Genomic DNA, 25,384 nt, shown 5'->3' with positions numbered 1-25,384 from the left:
CGCGTGAATACTCCAGGGGGTAGAGCACTGGATGGGCTAGGGGGGTTTACCGCCTTACCAAACCTAACCAAACTCCGAATACCTGGAAGTACTGCGCGGGAGACAGACGGCGGGTGCTAACGTCCGTCGTCGAGAGGGAAACAACCCTGACCTACAGCTAAGGTCCCCAAGTCATGGCTAAGTGTGAAAGGATGTGAGAGTCCGAAAACAACCAGGAGGTTGGCTTAGAAGCAGCCATCCTTTAAAGAAAGCGTAACAGCTCACTGGTCTAGGATTCTTGCGCCGAAAATGTAACGGGGCTCAAGCCATGCACCGAAGCTTAGGGTTTGCACTTAGGTGCAAGCGGTAGCGGAGCGTTCCGTAAGCCTGCGAAGGAGGACCCGTGAGGGCCTCTGGAGGTATCGGAAGTGCGAATGCTGACATGAGTAACGACAAACAGTGTGAGAGACACTGTCGCCGAAAGTCCAAGGGTTCCTGCGTAAAGCTAATCTGCGCAGGGTTAGCCGGCCCCTAAGGCGAGGCCGAAAGGCGTAGTCGATGGGAATCAGGTGAATATTCCTGAGCCTGTGGGTAGTGACGAATCCCGTGTGTTGTCAGACGAATTGGTTCTGTTCTGGCTTCGAAGGGGTTCCAGGAAATAGCTCCCACATTATAGACCGTACCCGAAACCGACACAGGTGGACTGGTAGAGTATACCAAGGCGCTTGAGAGAACTATGCTGAAGGAACTCGGCAATTTACCTCCGTAACTTCGGGATAAGGAGGCCTTCACATTGGGCAACCAGTGTGGAGGGGCACAGACCAGGGGGTGGCAACTGTTTAGCAAAAACACAGGGCTCTGCGAAATCGCAAGATGACGTATAGGGTCTGACGCCTGCCCGGTGCCGGAAGGTTAAGAGGAGAGGTGCAAGCTTTGAATCGAAGCCCCGGTAAACGGCGGCCGTAACTATAACGGTCCTAAGGTAGCGAAATTCCTTGTCGGGTAAGTTCCGACCTGCACGAATGGCGTAATGACTTCCCCGCTGTCTCCAGCATAGACTCAGTGAAATTGAATTCCCCGTGAAGATGCGGGGTTCCTGCGGTCAGACGGAAAGACCCCGTGCACCTTTACTGCAACTTTGCACTGGCATTCGTGTCGGTATGTGTAGGATAGGTGGTAGGCTTTGAAGCGAGGGCGCCAGCTCTCGTGGAGCCATCCTTGAAATACCACCCTTATAGATATGGATGTCTAACCGCGGTCCGTTATCCGGATCCGGGACATTGCATGGTGGGCAGTTTGACTGGGGCGGTCGCCTCCCAAAGAGTAACGGAGGCGCGCGATGGTGGGCTCAGACCGGTCGGAAATCGGTCGTCGAGTGCAATGGCATAAGCCCGCCTGACTGTGAGACTGACAAGTCGAGCAGAGACGAAAGTCGGCCATAGTGATCCGGTGGTCCCACGTGGACGGGCCATCGCTCAACGAATAAAAGGTACGCCGGGGATAACAGGCTGATGATGCCCAAGAGTCCATATCGACGGCATCGTTTGGCACCTCGATGTCGGCTCATCACATCCTGGGGCTGGAGCAGGTCCCAAGGGTTCGGCTGTTCGCCGATTAAAGTGGTACGTGAGCTGGGTTCAGAACGTCGTGAGACAGTTCGGTCCCTATCTGCCGTGGGTGTAGGAATATTGAGAGGATTTGTCCCTAGTACGAGAGGACCGGGATGAACGTACCTCTGGTGGAGCTGTTGTGGCGCCAGCCGCAGTGCAGCGTAGCTATGTACGGTCGGGATAACCGCTGAAAGCATCTAAGCGGGAAACCCACCTCAAAACGAGTATTCCCTTGAGAACCGTGGAAGACGACCACGTTGATAGGCCGGGTGTGTAAGTATGGCAACATATTGAGCTTACCGGTACTAATCGTTCGATTGGCTTGATCGTTCTCATCCTCGATGGTCATCCATCAAGGATCAAAGCAATCCAAAGACCAGGGTCGACCAGACCCGATCCCAAAAGGATCCTTGCTTCGCAAAATGCTGTGCTTCGCCGGCCTGGTGGCCATTGCGAGGAGCCCCAACCCGATCCCATCCCGAACTCGGCCGTTAAACTCCTCAGCGCCGATGGTACTATGTCTCAAGACCTGGGAGAGTAGGTCGCTGCCAGGCCTGCAAAGCACAGCAAAAACGCTTCTTCACACCCTAAACAAAACCCCGCCCGCGAGACATCGCAGGCGGGGTTTTGTGCGTCTGAATACCCAGCCGACACCTCAGCCATAACCCTGACGTTGCCCCCCACTTCTATCCAGCAGTGCGTTCTTCTGGCGGCTGGATCTGCCCTCGGGCGCGTGCTCTGCGGCGGGGGCAGGTGCGGAGCATGGTTATGCGGCAGAAGCCTGCGGCTTTACACGCCCATCGTTCGCTCATCGCGCGATGCTCTACGAGATGGGCGACAGCTCTGCGCCTGAGGCTGTGTGAAAACCCCTGATTATGCTATGTTTAGGCACTGCTTCGGAGGTGCCAGATGGGACGTTTTGTCGAGGCTGCCGACCGTCATCAGGCGAGCTTTCTGCCCGCTTGTTTGGAGGACTATGTCGATCCCGACAATCCGGTCCGCATCATCGATGCCTTTGTCGATGAACTCGATCTTGCCGAGCTCGGTTTGCCCGCGTGCAGCCGGCATCGACCGGCCGCCCCGGCTCCGCGCCGGGCACGATGCTCAAGCTTTATGTCTATGGATACCTGCACGAGCTGACCTCGAGCCGGAAGCTGGAGCGCGAGGCGGGCCGCAACATCGAACTGATGTGGCTGACCGGCAAGCTGGCACCCGACTTCAAGACCATCGCGGACCGGTGGCGGCATAGTCGCAATCGACGGGTCACGCTTGCGCGCGGCGAACACGCACGAGAAGAACTACACCAAGGGCAAGCTGGCGCGCCGGAAGGCCCACGTCGAGGAAAGCATCGCGCGCTATCTCGCCGAGCTTGAGGAAGCCGACAGTGCCGAAGCCGGACCGGCCACTCCGCGGATCCATCACCTGACTGAGCGACTGGCGTCGCTGCGCGGGCGCCTTGGCGAACTCTAGGCGATCGGCCGGCAGCTGGAAGCCTCCCCCGATGAGCAGATATCGCTGACCGATCCGGATGCCCGTGCCATGGCAACCGGCAGCGACCATCGCGGCGTAGTCGGCTACAACCTCCAGGCGGCCGTCGATACCAAGCATCATATCGTGGTCACCACCAGGCTGACGAACTGCGGCCATGACCGGTCGCATCTGCTGGAGATGGCCACGGCCGCACAGGCTGAGACCGGCGCTGCCGAGATGATCGTCCTTGCCGATCGTGGATACTATGAGGGCGAACAGATCCGCTCCTGCGCCGAAGCTGGCATCATCCCGATGGTGCCCAAGCCAAATACCTCACCGGCTCAGGCGCGTGGTTTCTGGAGCAAGGCCATGTTCGTGCATGAGCCTGAGACCGACACCTATCGCTGCCCCGCCGGTCAACAGCTGCAGAAACGCTTTGCCCGGGTGGAGGGCGGCAAGCTCATCAGCGTCTACTTCAACCAGAGGGCCTGCAGCGCCTGCCCGTCGCGTCCCCTGTGCACGGCCGGCAAAGAGAAGCGCATCCGACGATGGGAGCACGAAGCGGTGCTCGATGCCATGGAGCGCAGGCTTCAAGCGATGCCCGAAGCCATGGCGGCCCGCCGCTGCACGGTCGAGCACGACTTCGGCACCATAAAAGGATGGATGGGCGCCACCCACTTCCGAACGCGCGGCCTCGAGAACGTCTCCACTGAAGCCAGCCTGGCGATCCTAGCCTACAACATCAAGCGCGTCATCGCCGTCGCCGGCGTCGCCTCGACCCTCAAGGTGATAACCGGGTGAACGGAGCTAACGCGCGCCGTGGCAACAACCTGCGCGACGAGCCACAGTGAGTTCTCACACAGCCTTGGCCCCAAAGGCGTCGGCAGGAAATCACTTTCCAACATCAATTCGGCGAGTGGATGTCAACGACCGGACCGGGGAGAAAGCGGTCGGGCAGCTTTCCTCTGCCATTAATGCAGGTGCAGACGTCGACGGAACGACATATTGGTAACACTCCGGCGAGGGCCAGAGCCGTTAACGGTCTGATCAGTTGATGCGGCGGCGATTATATCGGCTCAATTTGGTCCGAGGGGCCGGCTGTCGTGGAGTTTCAGGTTTACGATCAGCGCCGCTATGGCGAGCGTGGCCATTAACAGGGCAAATGCGATCGTTGCGTCCGTCAGACCCCATTTGAGCGCCGCTGCGCCCACGCCAACGGCGGGAGCCGTCAGGCCGATGTAAAAGCACACGAACAGAGCGGACGTGACACCCGCCCGTTCCGCCACAGCCACACTCTCGCTGACATGGGCAACGCCTTTGGCAAAAACCGCTCCCCATCCGACACTGGCGACGATCCCTCCGGCGAGCAGCATCGTCCACGAATCGCGGATCACGGCGAGCATAATTATCAGCGCGCCGACGGCCAGCAGCACGCAGCCCGCCTGCATGGTACGCGCTAGCGGCATGGGCTTGACCAGCAACTGGGTGGCGCCCGAAGCGGCGAAAACGAGAAACACGATCCATCCCTGCTCGACCGGATCCGAAATCCCCATCCGGTTCAGCAGGTCGGGCGATACGGCGCCGAAAAGGCCAACCGCAGCGAAGCCGGTGAAACCGGGAATGGCAGCCTGGAGGAAGGCGGGTCGGACGTTTGATGGCAATGCCAGATGCTGCATATGTGGCCGTGCGCCGGGTTTGACGTTGACCGTCTCGGGCATGCGCCAGATGATGAGTAGGCCGAGCCCGAAGCATGCAAGCAGGACCCAGAAGACCGACTGGAGCTGCGGCGGCACGTGCTCGACCATGATGCCGGCCAACAACGGGCCGAACCCGAGGCCGAGGACGTTGACGGCCGTGGAAATGAAGGTTGATTTATCCTTGAGCCGCGACGGGGCCAACTCCACCAGCGTCGCCGTCGCAGTTCCCACGAACAAGCCGACGGCGAGACCAACGAAGAAGCGGCCGAGCAGAAGTACAGGAAGCGCGACTTCCGACAAGAAATCGCTCAAGAGCATCAGGGCCGAAGACAGTAATGCAGCGAATACAGCTGCAATGAGCACAGGGCGGCGTCCCACCACGTCCGACCATCGGCCGAATCCAAGCAGCGCCAGTAGAACGCCAAGAATGTAGGTGGCGAAGATCACGGTTCCCATGAACAGGGAAAAATGCATTTTTGCTTGATAGATTGGATAGAGGGGCGTCGGAACTGTCGTGGCCGACATAATCATAAGATATATAAAAGAAATGCCAATGAAGAATGTTATTTTTCTGTAATTTCGATCAGGATGTGTCATCTAAACACTCACAAGTGTAATGGTATATTTATTCTATAACGACTTCGAACCATGGCGATGCGGCGCTGGCCGACCACTCGCCCTGCCGTCAGCCTCTGTTGAACTCGATCGTCACATCTGCTGGATCGGACATGAGTTCCGCCATCGGCGTCGCCTTGAAGCTGTTCGCGGCCAACGCTCCGACGTCGAGGCAGATATAGTTCATTCCGCGGCTGTCTCGCACGAAGAACAGGCCGCGCGTCAGGTCTGATATGCTTGTCCAACTTGTAAACTCGGTCGGCACCACGTCGATCTGGTGTCCCTGCACTTCAAGATGACCACTTCCGAGTTCCGGCGGATCGACCGTGATTCCGCGCGGGCGGTCAAAATTGTTCATGATGTGGGCGACCATCTGCACGGCCTTGTCGGGATCCGACTGTTTCTCGGCAAACTGCGCATAGAAGGCGGCACGCACGAAACGGTCGACCGATGTGTCGGTTCCCGGCAACCCGGCCTTGGCGATGCCAGCACCGGGTTGGACAGCCTTGTAGGTCCCGAAGTTCGCGCGCGAGCGATCTATATTGTTGAGGAACGTGTAGTTGTCCAGATTGGTCAGGTGCCAGGAGAATTGCGGCGCATTGGTCATGACGCCGACGGGGTTTTCGTAGATCGAGCGAACGCCTTTGTGGAATTCGATCACGAGGCTGGCGCCCTGTTTGTCGTGCACCGAATAGTGAAACGGCATCTCAAGGCCACCGAGGATCGGCACGGGTTCGAGACATATGGGCATGTCGGCAAGAGCGGCCTTCACGGCCGCGACGGTGGAGAACTGTCCCAGCACCCATGCGCCGAGGTCGGCGGCCGACAGGACGGCGCGGCTGCCGTCGACAGGAGATTGGGGGCCGGCTGCCTGCGAATAGGACTGTACCGAGAAGGACAGGCCGGCGTCGTTCAGTCCCTCGATGATCTTCAGGTCTCCGACGCCGAATGTCGTCCCGGGAGCCGGTGCAACTGCGGGCATCGTGATGGCGACGACCGTGCGATCCATACGCCAGCGAAGTGACGGATGACCCTTCACCGTCGACGAAAGGTCAAGGCCCTGCGGCAGGATGGCGATCTGGTAGGGCAGGTCGACGCTGAGTTCCAGGGTTCGCCCGAGATAGGGGCGATCGCTGGCGTCGCGGTAGAGAAGGGAGGTGCACATCACGCAGTCCGACGGTTGAAGGGCGGTTGGCGAAGAGTGTCGGGAGACCATAGCCACGTGCCTGGCGGCAAGACCATCCATGCCCTTGGCAAGGGTCAACGATGTTGAGACGGAGAGCTTTCAGTCTATCCTCTTGCCCGTCCCCTGCGGGGCGCCTTCAACTGCCCAGAAGTCGGGCGAGATACACCCATGTTGGTGCGGCGACGATGAAGCCGAGCACGCTCACCGCGAGAGATGAGGTACCTGTCCGCGTGTAAACTTGGAAGCGACTGGAAATGATGATGCCGGAAAAGGCGGGCGGCAGGGCGACGCTCAAGACGAGCATCTGCAGGATCTGTTCGTCGAGGCCCCCAGCCCAGCCCGCGACGAGAAAGACGCCGGGCATCAAAACGAGTTTGAAGAAGGTATTGTAGGCGACCTCCCAGTCAAGTTCGATCGCGTAGGCGGACAGCGTCAGCCCGGCGGCAAATACCGCGACGCTGGAATTGGCCTTGGCCAGCAGTTCGAAAGTCGGGCTGAACTCGTCGGGCACCCGGATGCCGATGACCACCAGCGCCACCGCCAGGATCGGCACCCAGACAACGGGTTCTTTCATCGCGGAAAGCAGGGCGCTGCCCTTGGGGGCTCCATCCGCGCCCCCGCCGCCGGCATTGAGCAGATACAGGCCGATCGGAATGGTGACGGCGTTCACCACGATGGCGACGATGGCGATCACGAGGCCGGTTTCGACGCCAGTGCCATAGAGAGGATCCAGCACAGCATAGCCGAGAAAGCCGATGGTTGGCGACCCCGCGATAAGCGCGCAGACGGCGGCCTCGGGCTTGGTGCGCCTGAAGAACCACTGGATGGTGAAATAGGAAAGCATGAAGAGGAAGACGAGGCCCACCAGCGATATGATGCTGAGCGTGGCGTTCTCGACGAGCATTGATCGGTCGGCGCGCACGATGGAAACGAACAAGGCTGCCGGCAGCGCAAAATCGAGCACGAGCTTGTTGAGTATTCTGGCGTCTTCAGACTTGAAACCATTCGCCTTTCCGGCAAGATATCCAAGCGCCATGACAACGATGATCGGTATCAGGTCCGATACCAGCATCTTCGACATAAACTGTTCCATGCCTGCTCCTTCTCGGCACCTTTGCGTGCACGGCGCGGCTGCGCGACGGTAGAATGCTGAAGACCCGCGCGCTGGATCGGTTCGCGGCGGGAAGCCGCCGAAAGAACCGAGGCGGAGAGGGGGGCCCGCTCTCCGCCTTGGAACCTCAGCCCTTGACGACAGGCTGGCGGGTGACCCGCAGCGAGGACATCAAGGGATCTCCAATATCGAGATGCCCCTTCACCAGATGCGGGGGGGTGAGTGCCAGCCAGTTGTTCAGTGAAACGTCCCTGTACTCACTGGTGTGGAAAACGTTCAGCACCCGCACGGGCTCGTCACCGGTATTTTCGATGTAATGGGCCAGCGTCTTCGGCACATAGCCAACATCCCCGCCCACAAAATCAAAGGTGCGGGCGTTGCTGACAGCATCGAACACGGTCATTCGTGCCTTGCCGGAGATGTAATACTGAATTTCATCGGCATCGGGATGCCAGTGTATCTCTCGCATCCCGCCCGGCTCGAGATCAATGAACAGCGCCGCGAGATTGGCGACGGCGAAGTTGCCAGAATCAACCACGGTCGTGGCGCCGCCGGGATAGGCGGTCGGCTGAGCCCAGGAGGCACGGAAGATGTATTTGTCGGTGAAGTTCACCGCGCCGAGCTCGGCGCGCACCTGCTCGATCGGCGGGGGCACGGGCTGGCGGAAGATGTACTTTTCTCGGGCCGGAATGCCGTCGAACGCCTCGGCGGGGACGCCGAAATTCTTCGCCAGGACCTCGCGCGGAACATGGGCGAACAACTCGGTCACCAGCAGCGTCTGATTTTCCGAGAAATTGCCGTCATTGAACACGAGGACGAATTCGGTGCCCTCTTCAAGGCCCTGGATGGCGTGGGGGAACCCCGCCGGGGCGAGCCACAGATCGCCCGGCCCAAGATCCTCGACCAGAGTCTGGCGCTGGTCGTCGACCAGATAAAACCGGACCCGCCCCTTGAGCACATAGGCCCACTCGGCTTCCTTGTGCCAGTGCAGTTCCCGCACCACACCGGCCGGCAGGCGCATGTTGACGATGGCGAGTTCCTTCAGCGCCCCCATTTCGCGCTGAGTCACCTCACGCGCCCAGCCACCATCTTCCAGGCGGTTGTGCGCCATGGCGAACGGGAACTTGAGGTTGGGAATGCCGCCATTGTCGGTCAGGGGCGGCATCAGGATGTCGGGGTTCTGCGCCTCAATCGCCGGGTTGCGGGGGCCGATTATGGTTGCGCCCTTGGTGCCGACGATGGGCTGCTTCAGATCGTCCATGGGAAAACTCCATCTATGTGACCGTCACACGAACGCAGATGCCGCGATGGGCTCGACCCAATCGCGCCTCTGCTCGCCGCCGCAATTCCGCTGGCCGCTCCCAAGATGCCGGGGCGGGGCCGCCGCGGTCGGGATTGCTTCAAAAGTGGTACTGGTACCCCATGCCGATCAAATTATCGGCCACCTTCCCGTTTTCCCATTCGTGCAGATAGTTGAACGAAATAGAACTTGACGTGGAAAGCCGGAAGTTGAGGGTCGATCCCAGAGCAGGGGTCTCGAAATCATAATCCGCATTGAATGCGTTGCGGTAGCGAAAAGTCACCACCGACCACGTCGCAACATCAGTCAACTTCCAGTCGACTGAACCGTGGATCGAGTAATAGGGAAAATCGACATCGTTGCTTTGTGCGCGACTGCCAATCGACCCGATTCCGACAATGGAGAAAATGTCCGAGAATTCGTATCGGTAGCCAAGGCCAGCCTGAGAATTCAGGCGCCATCCACCATCGCCCGACAGGTCGAAATAGTGAATCGACGAGTCCAGCACAACATTGTTGTCGAAGGTATGGGTATAGCCAATGCCGGTGACCGTCGACACGTTCTTGTCAAAATCGCCCGGCTCGCGCTGCGTGGCGATGCTGACTCCCAGCACATTGCTCCCACCATACGCCGGGCCGCTCGCTGCGTAACCGAGAGGCAGCACGCCAACCCCCAGGGCGATGCAGCGATAGAATAAATGGGACACAGCTATCGCCTCCAACTACGCGACGAGAATCCTATACAGCATGGAATGTCTTCGTCATTGGAACATGAAGAATAGATAATTGTCGATTTCTAGTATCTCATTCAGAGTTTAAGCTATATCTCCCAAATGGGATATATTTGAAAAATATGATGCATTAATTAGAATCGGTGCATTGTTGCGATCACGCATGCACTCCTCCCTTCAGTTAGACCGACAGGAGCGAACGGCCGATGTGGAGCTGGATTTCGATAACCCTGCGCGAGCAGCCCGAGATTGCGCTGTTCCTGACGATTGCGCTGGGCTACCCGCTCGGCAACGTTGGCTATCGCGGGTTCACCCTTGGAACGGTGACGACGACATTGCTGGTCGGGCTGCTCATCGGCCAACTCGACATCGAGATTTCCCAGACCGTCGGAAGCGTGTTCTTTCTGCTGTTCCTGTTCGCCATCGGCTACGGCGTGGGCCCTCAGTTCGTGCGCGCTCTGAAGCGAGACGGCGCATCGCAGGCCCTGTTCGCGGTGCTGGTGTGCGTGATGATGCTGAGCACCGCTTATGGCGTGGCACGGTTTGCTGGCTACGATGTCGGCTATGGGGCCGGTCTGTTCGCCGGCGCGGCGACCGTCTCTTCCGCGTTGGGGCTGTCCACCAATGCCATTCGCGGGCTCGGCCTCTCGCCCGAGGAGACCCGCTCGATGATCGGCGCGCTGTCGACCGCCTTTGCCATGACCTACATCTACGGCACGATCGGGCCGATCGTGATCATTTCCCAGATCGGGCCCCGGCTGCTGCGCATCGACCTTGCTTCCGCCTGCCGCGCCTATGAGGCCAGGATGGGCGAACTGCCGCGCGGTGGCGGCTCGTCATGGCATCATTACATCGTCCGGACCTATCGCCTGACGGCCGATGCCCCTCAGGCCGGGCGCTCCGTCGGCGAGGTCGAGGCGAGCGAGCCCAATGTCCGTCTCTTCGTCGACCGCATCCGCCGTGGCGAGCAGATGATCACCCCCAGCGAGGACACCCGGCTCGAAGCGGGGGACATCGTCAGCATCGCCGGCGTGCGCGGCTCGCTGCGATCCTTGTTCAGGACCGGGGCGGAGGAGGTGGAAGACGCCGAACTTCTCGCCATCCCCACCGAAGGCGTCGATATCGTCGTGACCAAGCGGGCATGCGACGGCAGGACGCTGGCCGATCTGGCCCGTATGAAGTCGACGCATGGGATCTTCCTCACACGTATTCGTCGGGGCTCCTCGGGAGCGGAGATTCCCATTCTCCCACAGACCGAGATTCACCGCGGCGATATCCTGACGGTCGTCGGACGCTCGCAGCACATCCGCGCGGCGACGAACATCATCGGCCGCGCCGATTTCTCGATCACCGAGACCGACATCACGGCGATGTTCCTGACGATCGCCATTGGCGCCCTGATCGGCTTGCCGATGGTGACGGTTGGCGGGGTGCCGATCACCCTGTCCATTGCTGGTGGCGTCCTCATCGCCGGAATCGTTGCCGGTTGGCAGCGCTCCATTCACCCGACCTTCGGCAACGTGCCGGCGGGCGTGCTCTGGTTCATCAAGGCGGTTGGGCTGAACGCCTTCATTGCCGTGATCGGCATCTCGTCCGGCCCAAGTTTCGTTGAGGGCGTCCGCGAGGTTGGGCTGAGCCTGTTCCTGCTGGGCATGGTTGCCACCACCGTGCCGGTCATGCTCGCCCTGCTGATCGGCAAGCATGTTTTTCGCTTCGACGACGCGCTGGTGCTGGGATGCTGCGCGGGCGCAAGCATATCGACGCCGGCGCTGGGATTGATCGCCGACAAGGCGCGCAGCCAGGTGCCGGCGCTGGGCTATACCGTGCCTTACGCGGTCTCCAACACGCTTCTGACAATCGGCGGCATCTTCATGGTGATGCTGATGGGATGAGGCGCCACTTCCCACATGGGGCGCTGGCGGCGCGACACCCCAGCGCTCCACGCAGCGCTACGGCGGCGAGTTTGAGGTGCCGGCCGGACGCTCTTGCCGGACGGGCTTTATGACCACCGTGGCCGACATGCCGGCGGCGAGGCGGACATTCGGCGGCAGCGCCCCCAGCTTGATCCGGACCGGAAGGCGCTGAGCCAGGCGGATCCAGCTGAATTGCGGATCGACGCGCGCCAGCAGGCCTGCCGCGTCATCGGGATTGGCGATCGCGCGGGCGAGCCCCTCCACCACACCGTTCAGCACCACGCTGCCGGCCATCAGTTCCACCTGAGCCGGCGCGCCCTCTTTGATCTGCGGGACTTTGGTCTCCTGAAAGTAGCCATAGACATAGAACGAATCCGAATCGACCAGCGCCATCACGCCCTGTCCGGCGGTGGCGTAGTCGCCGGCGACGGCGGTCAGGTTGGTCACATAGCCGCTCACCGCTGCATGCACGCGGCTGCGGCGCATGTTGATCTCGGCGATGGTGAGCTCGGCCTGTGCGACATGAAACGCCGCTTCGGCTTCCGCGGCCGTCGTCTGCATGCGTTCCCCGGTCTCGGCGGAGAAGCCGGGGCTGTCTTCGCGCTGCAGGGTGAGAAAGCGCTTGGCGTTCTCCTGCGCGAGGCTCAGCGCCGCCGCCTTCATCGTCACATTGGCCTTGGCGAGGTTCAGCGCGGCATGAAACCGCTCGGGGTCGATTTCGAAAAGCAGGTCGCCTTTTTCGACCGCCTGGTTGTCGCGCACATGGATGGTGCTGATCAGCCCCGACACGTCAGGAGCGACCTGCAGGACATCGGCGAGCACCCGCGCATCGCGTGTCCAGGGCGACAGGAGATAGTAGTTCCAGAACTGCCAGCCGGCGAAGGCGGCAATGGCGACAGTGGCGGTCGTCACTGCCGTCCGGATCAGCTTGCCCGCGTTCATGCCGGTCCTCCTGTCAGCAGCGGCAGCCCGGCGCTCAACCCGACAAGCACGATCACATAAAGCGCGGCGTCGAACAGAGGGCGATGCCAGACGACATCATAGAAACCGCACCACTGCGCCAGCCGGCTCAGGGCGAGGAAGGGAATGAACGCCGCCAACGCCCAGAACAGGACCGGCGGCAGGTAGAAGCCGAAGAAATCGAACGTATGAAACAGCGGATTCCAGGTCATAGAAGGCGTCCGTCGAGGCTGGCGAGATCGCGGAAGGCGTGATCGCGGGTGAGACGATCCTCGAGAAAACGAAGGCTGGTCGCAGCCTCCACCACAAGGCCAGCGGCGCGGGAGCCCGGCCGGCAATCGTCGGCCTCCAGTGCCGACCACATCCCTGCCAGGGCGTCTCGCGCCGCGTCGGGCGGTGTCGCTCCCGGTGCCGAGGACGGCCAGGCCGCGAAGAGCGCGGCCAGACGCTGGAGGCCGCCCTCGATCGCCCGGCGCGCGGGTTCAGGCAGCGACGGATCGGTCGCCACCTGCCTCAGCCGGCCGAGCTCGCGGGCGCTCGAAGCGCAGGCGAGCAGTCCGCGCAGCAGACGGTCATGCCCGGCGCGCGCCAGCGAAAGCTGCGGCAGCAGCGCCCCGAGAAGATGGGTGATTTCGCGGGCGACCTGCGACGCCGGGCGCTCGCCACGAGCGGCTTGCGGAAGCAGGACGCACAGCGTGTGGCGCAGGGCCCTGCGGCGGGGTGCCCGGGCGGTTGCCGGCACGAGCCGCGCAACCATCAGGCAGACAAACATGCCGAACACCAGACCAAAGCAGAAATTGGCGAAGGTCAGCGGGTCGGGCGTGAAGACATTCCCCGTCGCGGCGGCGGCGACATAGAAGATGGTGAACGTTCCCGCCGACCGGGCGTAGCGCGGCGTGCCGATCAACAGGCCGGCCGGCAGCAGCACAAGAAACAGGAAGGCCGCCAGCGTCTGGAAGCCTTCAAGCCAGGGGTAGATGAAGGCGATGGTGAAATAGGCGCAGAAGCAGGCGGCGACCACGGCCCGAAGATAGGGCCAGCCGAGCTTGGCGGGATCATCGGTATTGACGCATTGGTAGTTCATGAGGGCGAGCCCGGTGATGCCGGCAATGCCCTGGTCCCACTGCGTCGCATGCCAGAAAACGCAGAAGATCATCAGCGCCAGCGCGGCGCGGGTTCCCTGCAGCAGGGCCGTCGGGTGGCCGGAGGCCGCGCCACCTCGGCGGGGCGCGCCTGCGCCGCGGCCGGGCCGGAAGGCCGCCTGTTCGGCGAGGGCGAGCAGCGACAAGTCGCGCAGCATCTCCACCGCCTGCCGGCAGACCAGGATGGCGTCCGCTCTTGTGCCGAGCGGGAGATCGTCGCTCCCTTCGATGCGGCGGGCAAGCCCGGCGAGATCGCGGCGGATGAGGGCGAGTTCGGCGCGCACGCGCGCGGTATGGCCCGGCATGGTGGGGTCGGCGCCGATGCGGCCCAGCGCCAGGATCGCCGGCTCAAGCGCGGCGGTCAGCGGTTCAGGCAACGCCGTGCCCCCCTCCTGCAGGGCGGCGAGGCGCAGATGGAGCCCCCGCGCGGCGGCAAGCACCGCGAGGAATTCCCGCGTGACCTCGTCCATCGTGGCAGCGTCCGCCCGCATCTCCGGGGCCTCGAAGCGGGTGTAGGAGCGCAGCGCGTCGAACTTCACCAACTTGGGCAGGATGGTCCTGCGCTCGTCCATCAGGGCCTGGCCGCGGGTGGCGGCCCGCAGGGCGAGGGCGCAGTGATCGGCCAGCGCGCGGAAGGTGCTGGCCATCAGTGCCCGCAGCTGCGTGCCGGCGTGATCGGGCAGCACTAGCGCGCCGGCGAGCGTGGCGCAGGCGATGCCGATGCTGATCTCGCTCACCCGGTCCACCGCCACCAGCCAGGCCGCATCAGGGGCGGCCGCACCCTGAAAGATGACCAGCAGCCCGGTGAAGCCGGCAAGCATGAAACCATAGGCGGCAAAGTTGCTCGCCCGCGCGGCGCCATAATAGCAGGCGAACGTCCAGAGCATGGCGCTGCCGACCAGGAGCAGCGGGTCCTGCGAGAACAGCTTGACGGCGGTGAGAGCGTAGGCGGCGGCGATCATCGTGCCGAGAAAGCGGAACGACCCCTTGGCGAGCGCGGCTCCGGTCGAGGATTGCGTCAGCAGGTAGACCGTCAGTATAGCCCATTGCGGCTCCTGAAGTTCCAGCCAGTAAGCAAGGGCAAGTGCAGCGATGGCAGCGGCAGCCAGACGCGAGGCGAAGACAATGTTGCGCCAGTTCAGATTCAAGAGACCTGTCGGTTCACCTACGCGAGGCAGCGCTTGATTAAGAGGCACTCCGGCACCGTCCTGGAATGAGGAGAGGCATGAGGGCCATTATAGTAATCTCGCCCCGCATGAACAGGCATCCTGTGGTTCTGCGACATGACCCCGACGTCCGGGGCGCGCCGCACAGGATGATTCGCCACCTACCCGGCCGCGGCGCGGTGGGCCCTCAGCTTGACCGGGATCGACTTGTAGCTCGGCACGCCGCATTGACGGTCATAGTCGCGCGCGTCGACCAGCAGGTTCGCCTCGGGATAATAAGCCGCGACCGACCCGCGGGCGATCGGATAGGCGACGGCGGTCTGCTTGGCCAGCACCCGGTCGTCACTTGCCACCACATCCACCGTGTCGCCATGCGACAGTCCGAGGGCAGCAAGGTCGTCGGCATTGACGAACACCACGTCGCGCCGGCCGCTAATGCCGCGATAGCGATCGTTCAGGCCATAGATGGTGGTGTTGTACTGGTCGTGGCTGCGCAACGTGGTGCACACAAGCGTGCCCTCGTCGCGCCCGTCATCCTCGTCGAGAGGTGCGCCGGCGAGGAAGTTCGCCCTGCCATTGGGCGTGTGCCAGACGCGCTCCGCAGCGCCATTGGGCAGGCGGAAGCCGCCCGGCACGGCGATGCGGGCGTTGAAGTCGCTGAATTCCGGGAATACTTGCTCGATCTTGTCGCGGATGCCGGCGTAGTCGTTGCTCAGTCCCTCCCAGTCGATGGCGCTTTTGGCGAGGGTCGCGCGGGCGATGCCGGCAATGATCGCGACTTCGGAGATCAGCATTTCCGATGCCGGCTTCAATGTGCCCCGCGAGGCATGGACCATGGACATGGAATCTTCCACGGTCATCGCCTGCAGCGTGCCGGCCCGCAGATCGCGCTCCGTGCGCCCGAGGCAGGGCAGGATGTAGCTGTGCGTCGCCGTCAGCAGTGCGGTGCGGTTGAGCTTGGTGATGATCTGCACATTGAGATCGAGTTTCCGGAAGGCGGCGAAGGCGACCTCCGGATCCGGCATTGCCACGGCGAAATTGCCCCCGAGCCCGATGAAGGCGCGCGAAGAGCCGTTCGCCATCGCCGCCAGCGCCTCCACCGCATTGTGTCCGTGCTTGCGCGGCGCGGTAATGCCGAAGGCCGCATCGAGGCGCGTCAGGAAGGCCTCGGTGGGAATTTCGGTGATACCGACCGTTCGGTCGCCCTGAACGTTGGAATGCCCGCGCAGCGGACAGATCCCGGCGCCGGGCTTGCCCATATTGCCGCGAAGCAGCAGCAGGTTGACGATCTGGCGCACATTCTCCGTGCCGTGCCGGTGCTGGGTGATGCCCATGCCGTAGCAGGCGATGACGCGCTCGGCGTTCCAATAGACGTCCGCCATGCTCTCGATCGCGGCGCGGGAAAGGCCGGAGCGACGCTCGATGGCGGACCAGGACGTGGCGTCGAGGTCCGCTCTCAGCTCATCGAAGCCGACCGTATGCTCGGCGATGAAGGCGCGGTCCAGAAGCCCCTCGCCGCCGGCAGCGAGGCGTGCCTCGTCCGCAGCGAGCAGGGCTTTCATCATGCCCTTGAGCATGGCGACGTCGCCGCCGACCTTCACCTGATGATAGGCCGAGGCGAGACGGGTGGAGGACAGGGTGAGCATCTCCACCGGGTCCTGCGGGGCGGCGAACCGTTCCAAGCCCCGCTCCTTCAGCGGATTGGCGACGATGATCGGCGCGCCGCGCTTGGCTGCCGCCCGCAGGGTGGTCAGCATCCGCGGGTGGTTGGTGCCCGGGTTGTGACCGATGCAGAAGATCGCGTCGGCATGGTCGAAATCCTCGAGCGACACGGTGCCCTTGCCGATGCCGATGGACTGCGGCAGGCCGATGCTGGTCGGCTCATGGCACATGTTGGAACAGTCGGGGAAGTTATTGGTGCCGAAGGCGCGCGCCAGCAGCTGGTACATGAAGGCCGATTCGTTCGACGCGCGGCCCGACGTATAGAATTCCGCCCTGTCGGGATGGTCGAGCGCGTTCAGGCGTGCGGCAATGCCGGCGAACGCTTCCTCCCACGACACCGGCACGAAACGATCCGTTGCAGCCTCGTAGCGCAGCGGGGTCGTGAGGCGTCCGGCATCCTCCAGCGCGTGGTCGCTCCAGCCCCAGAGCTCGGAAACCGAATGCTCGGCGAAAAAGGCCGGGCTCGCCCGCTTGCCGGTCGCCTCCCACGTCACGGCCTTGGCGCCGTTCTCGCAGAACTCGAAGGAGGAGGTGTGCTTGGGGTCCGGCCAGGCGCAGCCCGGGCAGTCGAAGCCGTCGGGCTGGTTCATGCGCAGCAGGGCGCGCGTATTGGCGACCTCGGTCTCCATCTCGTTGCGGACAGCCTGAGCCACCGCCGCCAGCGCTTGCCATCCGCCGGCCGGGCCGGAATATGGTTTCACTCCGTCGGGTGAATTCTCGGACATCAGCGCCTCTCAGTGCGTTCCATGGGGGCTGGCGAAGGGACATGATTTCGGTCTCCGCCCATGAGGTCAACTGAGGCGCAAATGCGCGACCGGTCTATCTCCCATATGGAAGATGGACGGCGGCAGCCGAGTACGGCAATAGGAAATGCATTAGAATCTCAGACCGCTGGGGGCTTTGCCTCCATTAATCGAGCTGTGTCATTCGATGTCTTTAGAGCGCGAAGTCGATGTCTGCCTTGCGGCCTTCGTTGTCGCGGCATGAATCTTCCGCCATCTGCCCCATGCCGCACGGTGATCTCCGTCGCCGTTCGTGCTTTGCTGCCGTAGGGTTTCGGGCTGATAACCAGAGGTAGGGCGCCGTGCTTGTCAGGGCGTGCGGGGGTCGCAAGGGGGGTGTGATTGAAACCGAGCGCAGTATTTGGGCTGCTTTTTGCGAGCGTTCCGATAACGGCTTATGCTGGCAGCTTCCTTGAGCCTGCGGGGCCGATCGCGTCGGCGCAGCTGTCGCATTTCGGCGTTATCAGCGGGCTGATGCTGATCGTCATCGTGCCGATGTTCGTGGCGCTGCCGATCGTGCTGTGGCGTTACCGGCGCGGCGGCGCGGGCGCGTACCGGCCGGACTGGGAGTTCAACTGGGGCCTCGAGCTGCTGATCTGGGGCGTTCCGGTCGCGCTGGTCGTCGCCCTTGGCACGGCGCTGTGGCGGCAGACGATCACGGGCGACCCCTACCGCGCGCTCGGCCCCGACCCGCTGGTGGTCGAGGTGGTGGCGCTCGACTGGAAATTCCTGTTCCTCTACCCCGAGCAGGGCGTGGCGACGCTCGACCTGCTCGCTCTGCCCGAGGGCCGGCCGGTCACGCTGAAGCTGACCAGCGGCACGGTGATGCAGTCCTTCATCATTCCGCAGCTCGCCGGGCAGATCTACGCGATGGCCGGCATGCAGACGCAGCTGAACCTGGTTGCCGACAGGACCGGCGATTTCACCGGCCGCAACACCCAGTATAACGGCCTCGGCTTCGCCACCCAGTCCTTCACCACACGGGTGATGAGCCCCGACGCCTTCGAGGGCTGGGTCGCGGCGACGAAGGCGCAGGGAACCGCGCTCGATGCCGCCGGCTACGCCAAACTTCTCCCGTCCTCGGTGGTGAACGCGCCGGTGCTCTACAGCCAGTTCACCCCGGGCCTGTTCGACCAGGTGATGGCGGGCTTCGCGCCCGGCATGTTCCAGCATCACGGCCATGCGGCGATGCCCGGCCATGCGGCGATGCCCGGCCCTGCGGCGATGCCCGCTCCGCCCGCGCCCCACCAGGGCCATGACCATACGCCGGAGGCCGCGCAATGAACTGGGAGCTCATATTCGGCCAGATCAAGTGGACCTCCTTCGTCTTCGCCGGGATGATCGAGAACCCCTCGCTCAGCGAGGCCATCGCCTCGGGCGCCGGGTCGATCGCGGTGCTGGGCGCGCTCGCCACCGTCATCCTGCTGACGGTCAAGGGCTGGTGGGTGCCGCTGTGGCGCGACTGGCTGACCAGCGTCGACCACAAGAAGGTCGGCATCATGTACATCGCGATCGCGCTTGTCATGTTCGCCCGCGCGGTGATCGAGGCGGCGCTGATGCGCGCCCAGCAGCTCGCCGCCACCGAGGGCGCCGGCTTCCTGTCGGCCGATCATTTCGGCCAGCTGTTCAGCACCCACGGCACGATCATGATCTTCTTCGTGGCGATGCCGTTCATCACCGGGCTGATGAACTATGTCATGCCGCTGCAGATCGGCGCCCGCGACGTCTCCTTCCCGCTGCTCAACGCCATCTCGCTGATGCTGACCATGGCGGGGGCGATCCTCATCATGGTGTCGCTGGTGGTGGGCCAGTTCTCCACCGGCGGCTGGTCGGCCTATCCGCCCTTCACCGGCATCGAGTTCAGCCCGGGCGAGGGGGTCGACTACTGGATCTGGGCGGTGTCGCTCGGCTCGATCGGCTCGACGCTGACGGGCCTCAACTTCGCGGTGACGATCTACAAGAAGCGCTGCCCCGGCATGTCGCTGTTCCGCATGCCGCTGTTCACCTGGACGACGCTGTGCACGTCGATCCTGATGATCTTCGCCATGGCGCCGCTGACCGCCGCCACCATCATGCTCGCCCTCGACCGCTATGCCGGCTTCCATTTCTTCACCAATGGCGACGGCGGCAACATGATGAACTACGCCAATCTGTTCTGGCTGTTCGGCCATCCGGAGGTCTACATCCTGATCCTGCCGGCCTTCGGCGTCTGGTCGGAGGTGGTGGCCACCTTCTCAGCCAAGCGCATCTATGGCTACACCTCGCTGGTCTACGCCACCATGTGCATCGCCGTGCTGTCCTTCGCGGTGTGGCTGCACCACTTCTTCACCATGGGCCAGAGCGCCAATGTGAACGCGATCTTCGGCATCGCCACGATGATCATCGGCGTGCCCACCGGCGTGAAGGTCTATGACTGGCTGCTGACCATGGTGGGCGGGCGCATCCGCTTCTCCACGCCGATGCTGTACCACATCAACTTCCTGCTCACCTTCATCCTCGGCGGCATGACCGGCGTGCTGCTGGCCAATCCCGGCGTCGATTTCCAGGTCCACAACACGCTGTTCCTGGTGGCGCATTTCCACAACATGATCATTCCCGGCGTGCTGTTCGGCATGTTCGCGGCGGTGCAGTTCTGGTTCCCGAAGGTGTTCGGCTTCCGGCTGCATGAGGGGCTGGGCCGGGCCTCGTTCTGGTGCTTCGCGCCGGGATTCCTGCTGGCGTTCTTCCCGCTCTACTGGCTCGGCATGATGGGCGCGACGCGGCGCACCTATATGTGGTCGAACCCCGACTACGTGCCCTGGCTCGCCCTCGCCATGCTCGGCGCCGGGCTCATCCTGGCCGGCTTCGCGCTGATGGTGACGCAGATCGTGGTCTCGGTGCGCCAGCGCGCGCAGCTCGCCGCCCCGCTGGGCGATCCCTGGGACGGGCGGGCGCTGGAATGGTCGATCCCCTCGCCGCCCCCTAGCTGGAACTTCGCCGTTCTGCCGCAGGTGTCCTCGCAGGACCCGTTCTACGAGGCCAAGAAGGCCGGCATCGCCTATCGCTCGCCGGCGGCCTATGAGGATATCGAGGTGCCGCGCAACACCGCGACGGCGCCGCTGATCGGCCTGTTCGCCTGCGCCTGGGCGTTCGGCCTGGTCTGGCACATCTGGTGGCTGGCGATTGTCTCCTTCGTGCTGATCTGGGCCGTCGTCATCGCCCGCTCCTTCGCCACTGACACGGAGGAGACCATTCCCGCCGCGACGGTGAAGGCTTTGAACGAGGCCTTCCTCGCCGCGGCGCGCGCCACGCCGGGCGTGACCCGCGACCGGGAAATGACCTCCGACAACAAGGGCCGGGCGCACCCCGAAGCGCTGGAGGGCCGCGCCGGGACCCTCGCCTCCGGCACCGCCGTGGAGGCGCTGTGATGAGCCTTTCCGAACGCCTTCATCCCGGACTGAACCTCGCCGGCACCGATCCCGAAGGCCATGAGGCGGCCGAAGAGACGCTGTTCGGCTTCTGGATCTTCCTGATGAGCGATCTGGTGCTGTTCGCAGTGCTGTTCGCGACCTATGCGGCGATGAGCGTGCAGGGCATCGCCGAAGGCCCCCGGCCCGCCGAGGTCTTCGACCTCACCGCCGCCTTCGTGGAAACGCTGCTGCTGCTGTTCTCCAGCTTCGCCTTCGGCCTCGCCATGCTGGAGATGAAGTACCGCGAAAACCGGCGCGGCGTGCTGGTGTGGCTGCTCATCACCGGCGTGCTCGGCGCGGCCTTCGTCGGCATGGAGCTGCACGACTATTACGTGATGATCACGGAGCATGCGGCGCCGCCGCAGGCCAGCGGCTTCCTCTCCGCCTATTACCTGCTGACCGGCACCCACGCGCTGCACGTCTCGTCCGGGCTGGTGTGGATGGTCATCATGGCGGTGCAGGTCGCGGTCTTTGGCTTCAGCACGCCGGTGAAGCTGCGGCTGATGCGCCTCGCGCTGTTCTGGCACATGCTCGACGTGGTCTGGATCGGCATCTTCACCTTCGTCTATCTCTACGGGGTCGCGTCATGAGCCGCCGCATTGCCGCCGACACGCCCACCGTCGACCATGCGGAAGAGGGCCGCGAGCGCCGCTCCTATGTGATCGGCCTGGTGCTGGCGCTGGTTCTGACCACCGGCGCCTTCGCGGTGGTGGGGCTGAACCTACTCAGCGGCGCCGCCGCGCTCGCCGCGCTGGGCCTGCTCGCCCTGATCCAGGCGGTGGTGCATCTGCGCTACTTCCTGCACATCGACCTCGAACGCTCGCACCGCGACGACCTGCTGCTGATCCTCTTCACCGTCCTCATCCTGATCATCATGGTCTCCGGAACCATCTGGATCCTCTACGATCAGCACATCCGAATGATGCCCTGACAGGCGGACGCGCAGACGGGGGAGGCGCAGCTGCCCGATCGCGACGGTGGCGACACCCGCGCCGACCGCCGTCGACATCCTCCACGCCCGCGGCCGCACAAAAAACCCCGCGGAGATGGCGGGGTTCGTCAGCGGTCTGGGCGTCGGGTGGGTGATACGGCTTTCAAGAGAGGTTCCGTTGCCCCATTCGCGGTGGGGCAACGGAAAGTCGCGGAGAGGGTCAGACGGCCTTCTTGAACTTCGCGGCTTCTTCCGAGCCGCCGGTGGCATTGCCCTTGGAATAGGAATGCGCCCCAGTGCCCGCCAGCGCGCCACCCTGGACGATGAGGTATTCGTCGCGGATCGCCCGGCCCTCGAAGAAGCATTCGAGGATTTCCCGCGTGCCGGCGGCGTAGCGCGCCTGGGCGGAGAGCGAGGTGCCTGAAATGTGCGGCGTCATGCCGTTCCACTTCATCGTCCGCCAGGGGTGATCGGCCGGCGCCGGCTGCGGGAACCACACGTCGCCGGCATAGCCGGCCAGATGCCCGTTCTCCAGCGCCCGGGCTACTGCGTCGCGGTCGCACAGCTTGCCGCGGGCGGTATTGACGATATAGGCGCCGCGCTTGAACAGCTTCAGCGTCTCGTCATTGATCATGTGCTCGGTTTCGGGATGCAGCGGGCAGTTGAGCGTCACCACGTCGCAATGCGGGTACATCTCCTCGCGCGAGGCGTGCCAGGTGAGGTTCAGCTCCTTCTCCACCGCCTCCGGCAGGCGGTGACGGTCGGTGTAGTGCAGCTTCACGTCGAACGGGGCGAGGCGGCGCAGCACCGCGAGGCCGATGCGGCCGGCGGCGACGGTGCCGACGCTCATCGCTTCGAGATCGTAGGAGTGGGCGACACAGTCGGCGATGTTCCAGCCGCCCTGGCGAGCCCAGTCATGCGAGGGCAGATAATTGCGCACCAGCCCGAGGATCATCATCACCACATGCTCGGCGACGCTGATCGAGTTGCAATAGGTGACTTCGGCCACGGTGATGTTGCGGTCGATCGCCGACTGAAGATCGACATGGTCCGAGCCAATGCCGGCGGTCAGCGCCAGCTTGAGGTTCTTCGCCTTGGCGATGCGCTCGGGCGTGAGATAGGCCGGCCAGAAGGGCTGGGAGATGACGATGTCGGCGTCGACCAGTTCCTTCTCGAACACCGAGTTCGGCCCGTCCTTGTCGGAGGTCACGACCAAAGTGTGGCCATTGGATTCCAGATAGCTGCGCAGGCCAAGTTCGCCAGACACCGAGCCGAGCAGATGGCCGGGGGTGAAGTCGATCGCCTTCGGCGTCGGCAGCGTCTGGCCACCGGGATAGTGGTCGATCTTCGGCAGGTCGTCCCGGGCATAAGTGGTGGGGTAGCCGTCGATCGGGTCGTCGTAGAGCACGCACAGAATCTTGGCCATCGGGCATTCCTCTCGTCAGAGTGAGCAGGGACGCTTCCGCCGCGCACCGCCCGCACGGGCTGCGCCGCGCTGTGGTCGGGCGGCGCGCCCACCACGAGGCGGGGCGACGGGCGTCCTTCGTGCCGGTCCGGTGCGAAAGCCCAGGCTTCCCCGCCGCCGACCATGCGAGAGTGGACGGGGCCGGCAGGGGATTCAAATTGAAAGGGACGAACAATTGATAGATGGCGGCAATGAAGTGCTTGTCATTTAAAGATATTCTCAATCGAACCTTCGCGCCCGAAGCTCTGCGCCATCTTGAGCAGAGCCCCCGCCACCGGGCTCAGCGGGTCGCGCTCGGACAGGACGAGGCCGATCGGCTGGACATGCACCGGATCGACCAGCGGCAGGGCGACGAGATCCGCCGCCTCTCCCAGCCCGCGAAAGCTCGCCTCCGGGACAATGCTGTTCCACGGCCCGCGCCGCACGAAGGACCACACGCCCATGAAGGAGTTGGTCTCGATCGCCGGGGTTGAGGCGATGCCGGCCGCCCCCATCACCTGGTCGATGATGCGGCGGTTCTGCATGTCAGGCGTGAGCAGGCACAAAGGCTGCGCCGCCGCCTCGGCCCAGCGCAGGCTGCGCCGGCGCGCCAGCGGCTCGTCGGGGCGGGTGATGAAGACATAGTGCTCGCGATAGAGTGGCAGGCGGCGCACCCGGTTCAGCGGTTCGTTTTCGAGATAGGTGATGCCGGCGTCGAGTTCCATCTCGTCGAGGCCGCGCTGGATGGCGGCGGAGGAGAGGGTGAGCATCTGCACCTTCACTTCGGCGTGCCGCAGACGGAACGGCGCGAGCAAAGCGGGCGCGGCCGCCGTGGCGGCGGGAATGGCGCCGACGCGCAGCGTGCCGGTGATCTGGCCTGATGTCTCGACCTTTTCCTGCCGCAGGCTCTCATAATCGGCGGCGATCTGCCGGGCCCAGCCGAGCACACGCTCGCCTTCCGCCGTGAAGCCGAGGAAACGATGGCCGCGCACCACGATGGGCACGCCGAGTTCCTGCTCCAGCTTGCGGATGCCGGCCGAGAGCGTCGGCTGGGTGACGTGGCAGGCTTGCGCCGCGCGGCCAAAGTGCTTCTCGCGCGCCAGCGCGACGAGATAGTGCATCTGCCGCACAAACATGGGCGCTTTCCGTGGCTGTCACAGGTTCTGCCGCGCCGCGACTTGCGTGGGCGACGTTATTTCCTCTCGGATACAGCAGACATATAGGCGGAAAGCCGGCGGCGGAAGGCCCTCGGCTTTTCCGCGAACAGCCGGGCCTGCAGCAGCAGGGCGGAGTGGGTGAGCCTTTCCTGCCGCGTGTCGATCGCGGCGAGCAGTTGCGTGCGCCAGAGCGGCCCGCCACCGGCACGCACTGGATGCGCCTCGACCAGCGCGCGCAGGACGGCGAGGTCGTGATGCTTGCCGAGCTTGTCACGCAGCCGCTGCAACTCGTCCACCCACAGCTCGCCAAGCGCCGGCCAGGCTGAAATGACCAGCTCCATCTGGTAGCGCTGGGCGACCACCTCCTTGCGCAGCTCGTGCAGGCTTTCCTCGTCCCGAGGGTCGGCCGCACGGCCGGCGCGGCGCGCCCGGATATAGGAGACCGTCAGCGCGGCGATGAGCGCCTTGTCGTCGAGCGCAGCGCCAAGCCGGGGTAGCGCCTGCGCCAGCGCCGCCATCTCGGTCTCGAGCGCGGCGCGGTGTGTGCCCACGCCCGCATCAGGCGCGGACGTCGTCGCCGGGGCAAAGGCACGGCTGGCGGAACGTCGTGCGGCAGCGGAAAGGCCAGCCTTGGCCACGAGATCATCCAGCGCGTCCTCGCGGGCCGCCGTATCCCGGGCCTGCGCCAGGTGGCGGGCGATGGCGGCGAGCGCGCGCCGCGACGCGCGGGCAAGGGCGGCCACCTCGCGCTCGCGGGCCGTGCCCGCCAGCCGCAGAAGAGCCCGCAGCCGCTTGAACCCCTTGCGCACGCCGTGCACCGCCTTCACAGGATCGGGCAAAGCAAGCGCGTCGCAGGCCTCTTGATGCGCCGCGTTCAGCGCCAGGGCGAGGCGCTGCGGCGGTGCAGCGAGGGGAGCGGGAGAGCTATCCACCGCTTCGGCAACGACATCAGAGAGCTTGTCCGGCATGAATTACCCTTCCGACGCAATTGGTTAGATGAGTCTTTCACCCTCGGCGCGA

The 25,384-nt window shown here is 63.8% G+C and carries 17 protein-coding genes, 2 rRNA genes and 1 pseudogene (1 of these 20 only partly in view); 8 read left to right on the top strand and 12 right to left on the bottom strand.

The features are described from left to right. The 3 genes and pseudogenes from A3M1_RS0105765 to A3M1_RS26860 all read left to right on the top strand — a co-directional run. Window positions 1-1,919, top strand: a 23S ribosomal RNA gene (locus A3M1_RS0105765); it begins 904 nt to the left of the window's first position. A gap of 109 nt (window positions 1,920-2,028) precedes the next feature. Further along, window positions 2,029-2,143: ribosomal RNA gene (rrf, locus tag A3M1_RS0105760) — 5S ribosomal RNA — on the top strand. A gap of 355 nt (window positions 2,144-2,498) precedes the next feature. After that, window positions 2,499-3,860: pseudogene (locus A3M1_RS26860) on the top strand (IS1182 family transposase). A 275-nt stretch (window positions 3,861-4,135) separates the two neighbouring features. Here the strand turns inward: A3M1_RS26860 and A3M1_RS0105740 are convergent. The 5 genes from A3M1_RS0105740 to A3M1_RS0105720 form a co-directional block, all read right to left on the bottom strand. Continuing rightward, window positions 4,136-5,353 carry an MFS transporter gene (locus A3M1_RS0105740; protein ID WP_245261586.1) on the bottom strand — a complete coding sequence of 406 codons (1,218 nt, stop codon included), beginning with the start codon at window positions 5,351-5,353 and terminating at the stop codon, window positions 4,136-4,138. Between the two features lie 88 nt (window positions 5,354-5,441). Further along, on the bottom strand, window positions 5,442-6,536 hold the full coding sequence (locus A3M1_RS0105735; RefSeq protein ID WP_018388000.1) for a linear amide C-N hydrolase: 1,095 nt from the start codon (window positions 6,534-6,536) through the stop codon (window positions 5,442-5,444). A 157-nt stretch (window positions 6,537-6,693) separates the two neighbouring features. Beyond that, window positions 6,694-7,650 carry a transporter YfdV gene (gene yfdV, locus A3M1_RS0105730; protein ID WP_018387999.1) on the bottom strand — a complete coding sequence of 319 codons (957 nt, stop codon included), beginning with the start codon at window positions 7,648-7,650 and terminating at the stop codon, window positions 6,694-6,696. A gap of 145 nt (window positions 7,651-7,795) precedes the next feature. Continuing rightward, window positions 7,796-8,929 (bottom strand): cupin domain-containing protein, encoded by a 1,134-nt coding sequence (locus A3M1_RS0105725; RefSeq protein ID WP_018387998.1) that lies wholly within the window; start codon window positions 8,927-8,929, stop codon window positions 7,796-7,798. A 139-nt stretch (window positions 8,930-9,068) separates the two neighbouring features. Then, the gene (locus tag A3M1_RS0105720) at window positions 9,069-9,674 is read right to left on the bottom strand and encodes a hypothetical protein (RefSeq protein WP_245261585.1); all 606 of its coding nucleotides are present in this window, start codon (window positions 9,672-9,674) and stop codon (window positions 9,069-9,071) included. Between the two features lie 230 nt (window positions 9,675-9,904). Between A3M1_RS0105720 and aspT the strand changes: the two genes are divergently transcribed. Continuing rightward, the gene (aspT, locus tag A3M1_RS0105715; RefSeq protein WP_018387996.1) at window positions 9,905-11,590 is read left to right on the top strand and encodes an aspartate-alanine antiporter; all 1,686 of its coding nucleotides are present in this window, start codon (window positions 9,905-9,907) and stop codon (window positions 11,588-11,590) included. Between the two features lie 57 nt (window positions 11,591-11,647). Here the strand turns inward: aspT and A3M1_RS0105710 are convergent, their stop codons facing one another. From A3M1_RS0105710 to A3M1_RS0105695, 4 genes are all read right to left on the bottom strand, one after another. After that, window positions 11,648-12,553, bottom strand: a complete 906-nt coding sequence (locus A3M1_RS0105710) for an HlyD family secretion protein (RefSeq protein ID WP_018387995.1) — start codon at window positions 12,551-12,553, stop codon at window positions 11,648-11,650. Further along, a complete protein-coding gene (locus A3M1_RS0105705; protein WP_018387994.1) occupies window positions 12,550-12,783 on the bottom strand; it encodes a DUF1656 domain-containing protein in 234 nt (77 codons plus the stop codon). The genes A3M1_RS0105710 and A3M1_RS0105705 overlap by 4 nt, the downstream gene beginning before the upstream one ends. Next, on the bottom strand, window positions 12,780-14,861 hold the full coding sequence (locus A3M1_RS0105700; protein WP_018387993.1) for an FUSC family protein: 2,082 nt from the start codon (window positions 14,859-14,861) through the stop codon (window positions 12,780-12,782). Before A3M1_RS0105700 ends, A3M1_RS0105705 begins: the two co-directional genes overlap by 4 nt. Window positions 14,862-15,040: 179 nt before the next feature. Then, window positions 15,041-17,326: an FdhF/YdeP family oxidoreductase gene (locus A3M1_RS0105695; protein ID WP_018387992.1), complete on the bottom strand. Its 2,286-nt coding sequence runs from the start codon at window positions 17,324-17,326 to the stop codon at window positions 15,041-15,043. Window positions 17,327-17,857: 531 nt separating this feature from the next. On the opposite strand from A3M1_RS0105695, the gene A3M1_RS0105690 reads away from it, so the two are divergent. Genes A3M1_RS0105690 through cyoD form a run of 4 tightly spaced genes read left to right on the top strand, consistent with a single transcriptional unit; the run spans window position 17,858 to window position 21,763 of the window. Beyond that, window positions 17,858-18,667 (top strand): COX aromatic rich motif-containing protein, encoded by an 810-nt coding sequence (locus A3M1_RS0105690; RefSeq protein WP_018387991.1) that lies wholly within the window; start codon window positions 17,858-17,860, stop codon window positions 18,665-18,667. Beyond that, window positions 18,664-20,790: a cbb3-type cytochrome c oxidase subunit I gene (locus tag A3M1_RS24965; protein WP_018387946.1), complete on the top strand. Its 2,127-nt coding sequence runs from the start codon at window positions 18,664-18,666 to the stop codon at window positions 20,788-20,790. Before A3M1_RS0105690 ends, A3M1_RS24965 begins: the two co-directional genes overlap by 4 nt. Further along, a complete protein-coding gene (locus A3M1_RS0105680) occupies window positions 20,790-21,422 on the top strand; it encodes a cytochrome c oxidase subunit 3 (protein ID WP_018387947.1) in 633 nt (210 codons plus the stop codon). Before A3M1_RS24965 ends, A3M1_RS0105680 begins: the two co-directional genes overlap by 1 nt. After that, complete coding sequence (cyoD, locus tag A3M1_RS0105675; protein WP_018387948.1) at window positions 21,419-21,763, top strand: cytochrome o ubiquinol oxidase subunit IV; 345 nt, start codon at window positions 21,419-21,421, stop codon at window positions 21,761-21,763. Before A3M1_RS0105680 ends, cyoD begins: the two co-directional genes overlap by 4 nt. Before the next feature lie 220 nt (window positions 21,764-21,983). On the opposite strand, the gene A3M1_RS0105670 is transcribed toward cyoD, so the two are convergent. From A3M1_RS0105670 to A3M1_RS0105660, 3 genes are all read right to left on the bottom strand, one after another. Continuing rightward, the gene (locus A3M1_RS0105670; protein ID WP_018387990.1) at window positions 21,984-23,189 is read right to left on the bottom strand and encodes an NAD-dependent formate dehydrogenase; all 1,206 of its coding nucleotides are present in this window, start codon (window positions 23,187-23,189) and stop codon (window positions 21,984-21,986) included. Between the two features lie 242 nt (window positions 23,190-23,431). After that, window positions 23,432-24,343 (bottom strand): LysR family transcriptional regulator, encoded by a 912-nt coding sequence (locus tag A3M1_RS0105665; RefSeq protein ID WP_018387989.1) that lies wholly within the window; start codon window positions 24,341-24,343, stop codon window positions 23,432-23,434. Between the two features lie 56 nt (window positions 24,344-24,399). Beyond that, a complete protein-coding gene (locus A3M1_RS0105660; RefSeq protein WP_018387988.1) occupies window positions 24,400-25,332 on the bottom strand; it encodes a CHAD domain-containing protein in 933 nt (310 codons plus the stop codon). Window positions 25,333-25,384 lie beyond the last annotated feature (52 nt).

Origin of the sequence: Ancylobacter sp. FA202, from assembly GCF_000380205.1 — a bacterium.
GTDB lineage: Bacteria > Pseudomonadota > Alphaproteobacteria > Rhizobiales > Xanthobacteraceae > Ancylobacter.
The sequence above is the reverse complement of the archived record's forward strand: the minus strand, read 5'-3'. Positions and strand labels throughout refer to the sequence as shown.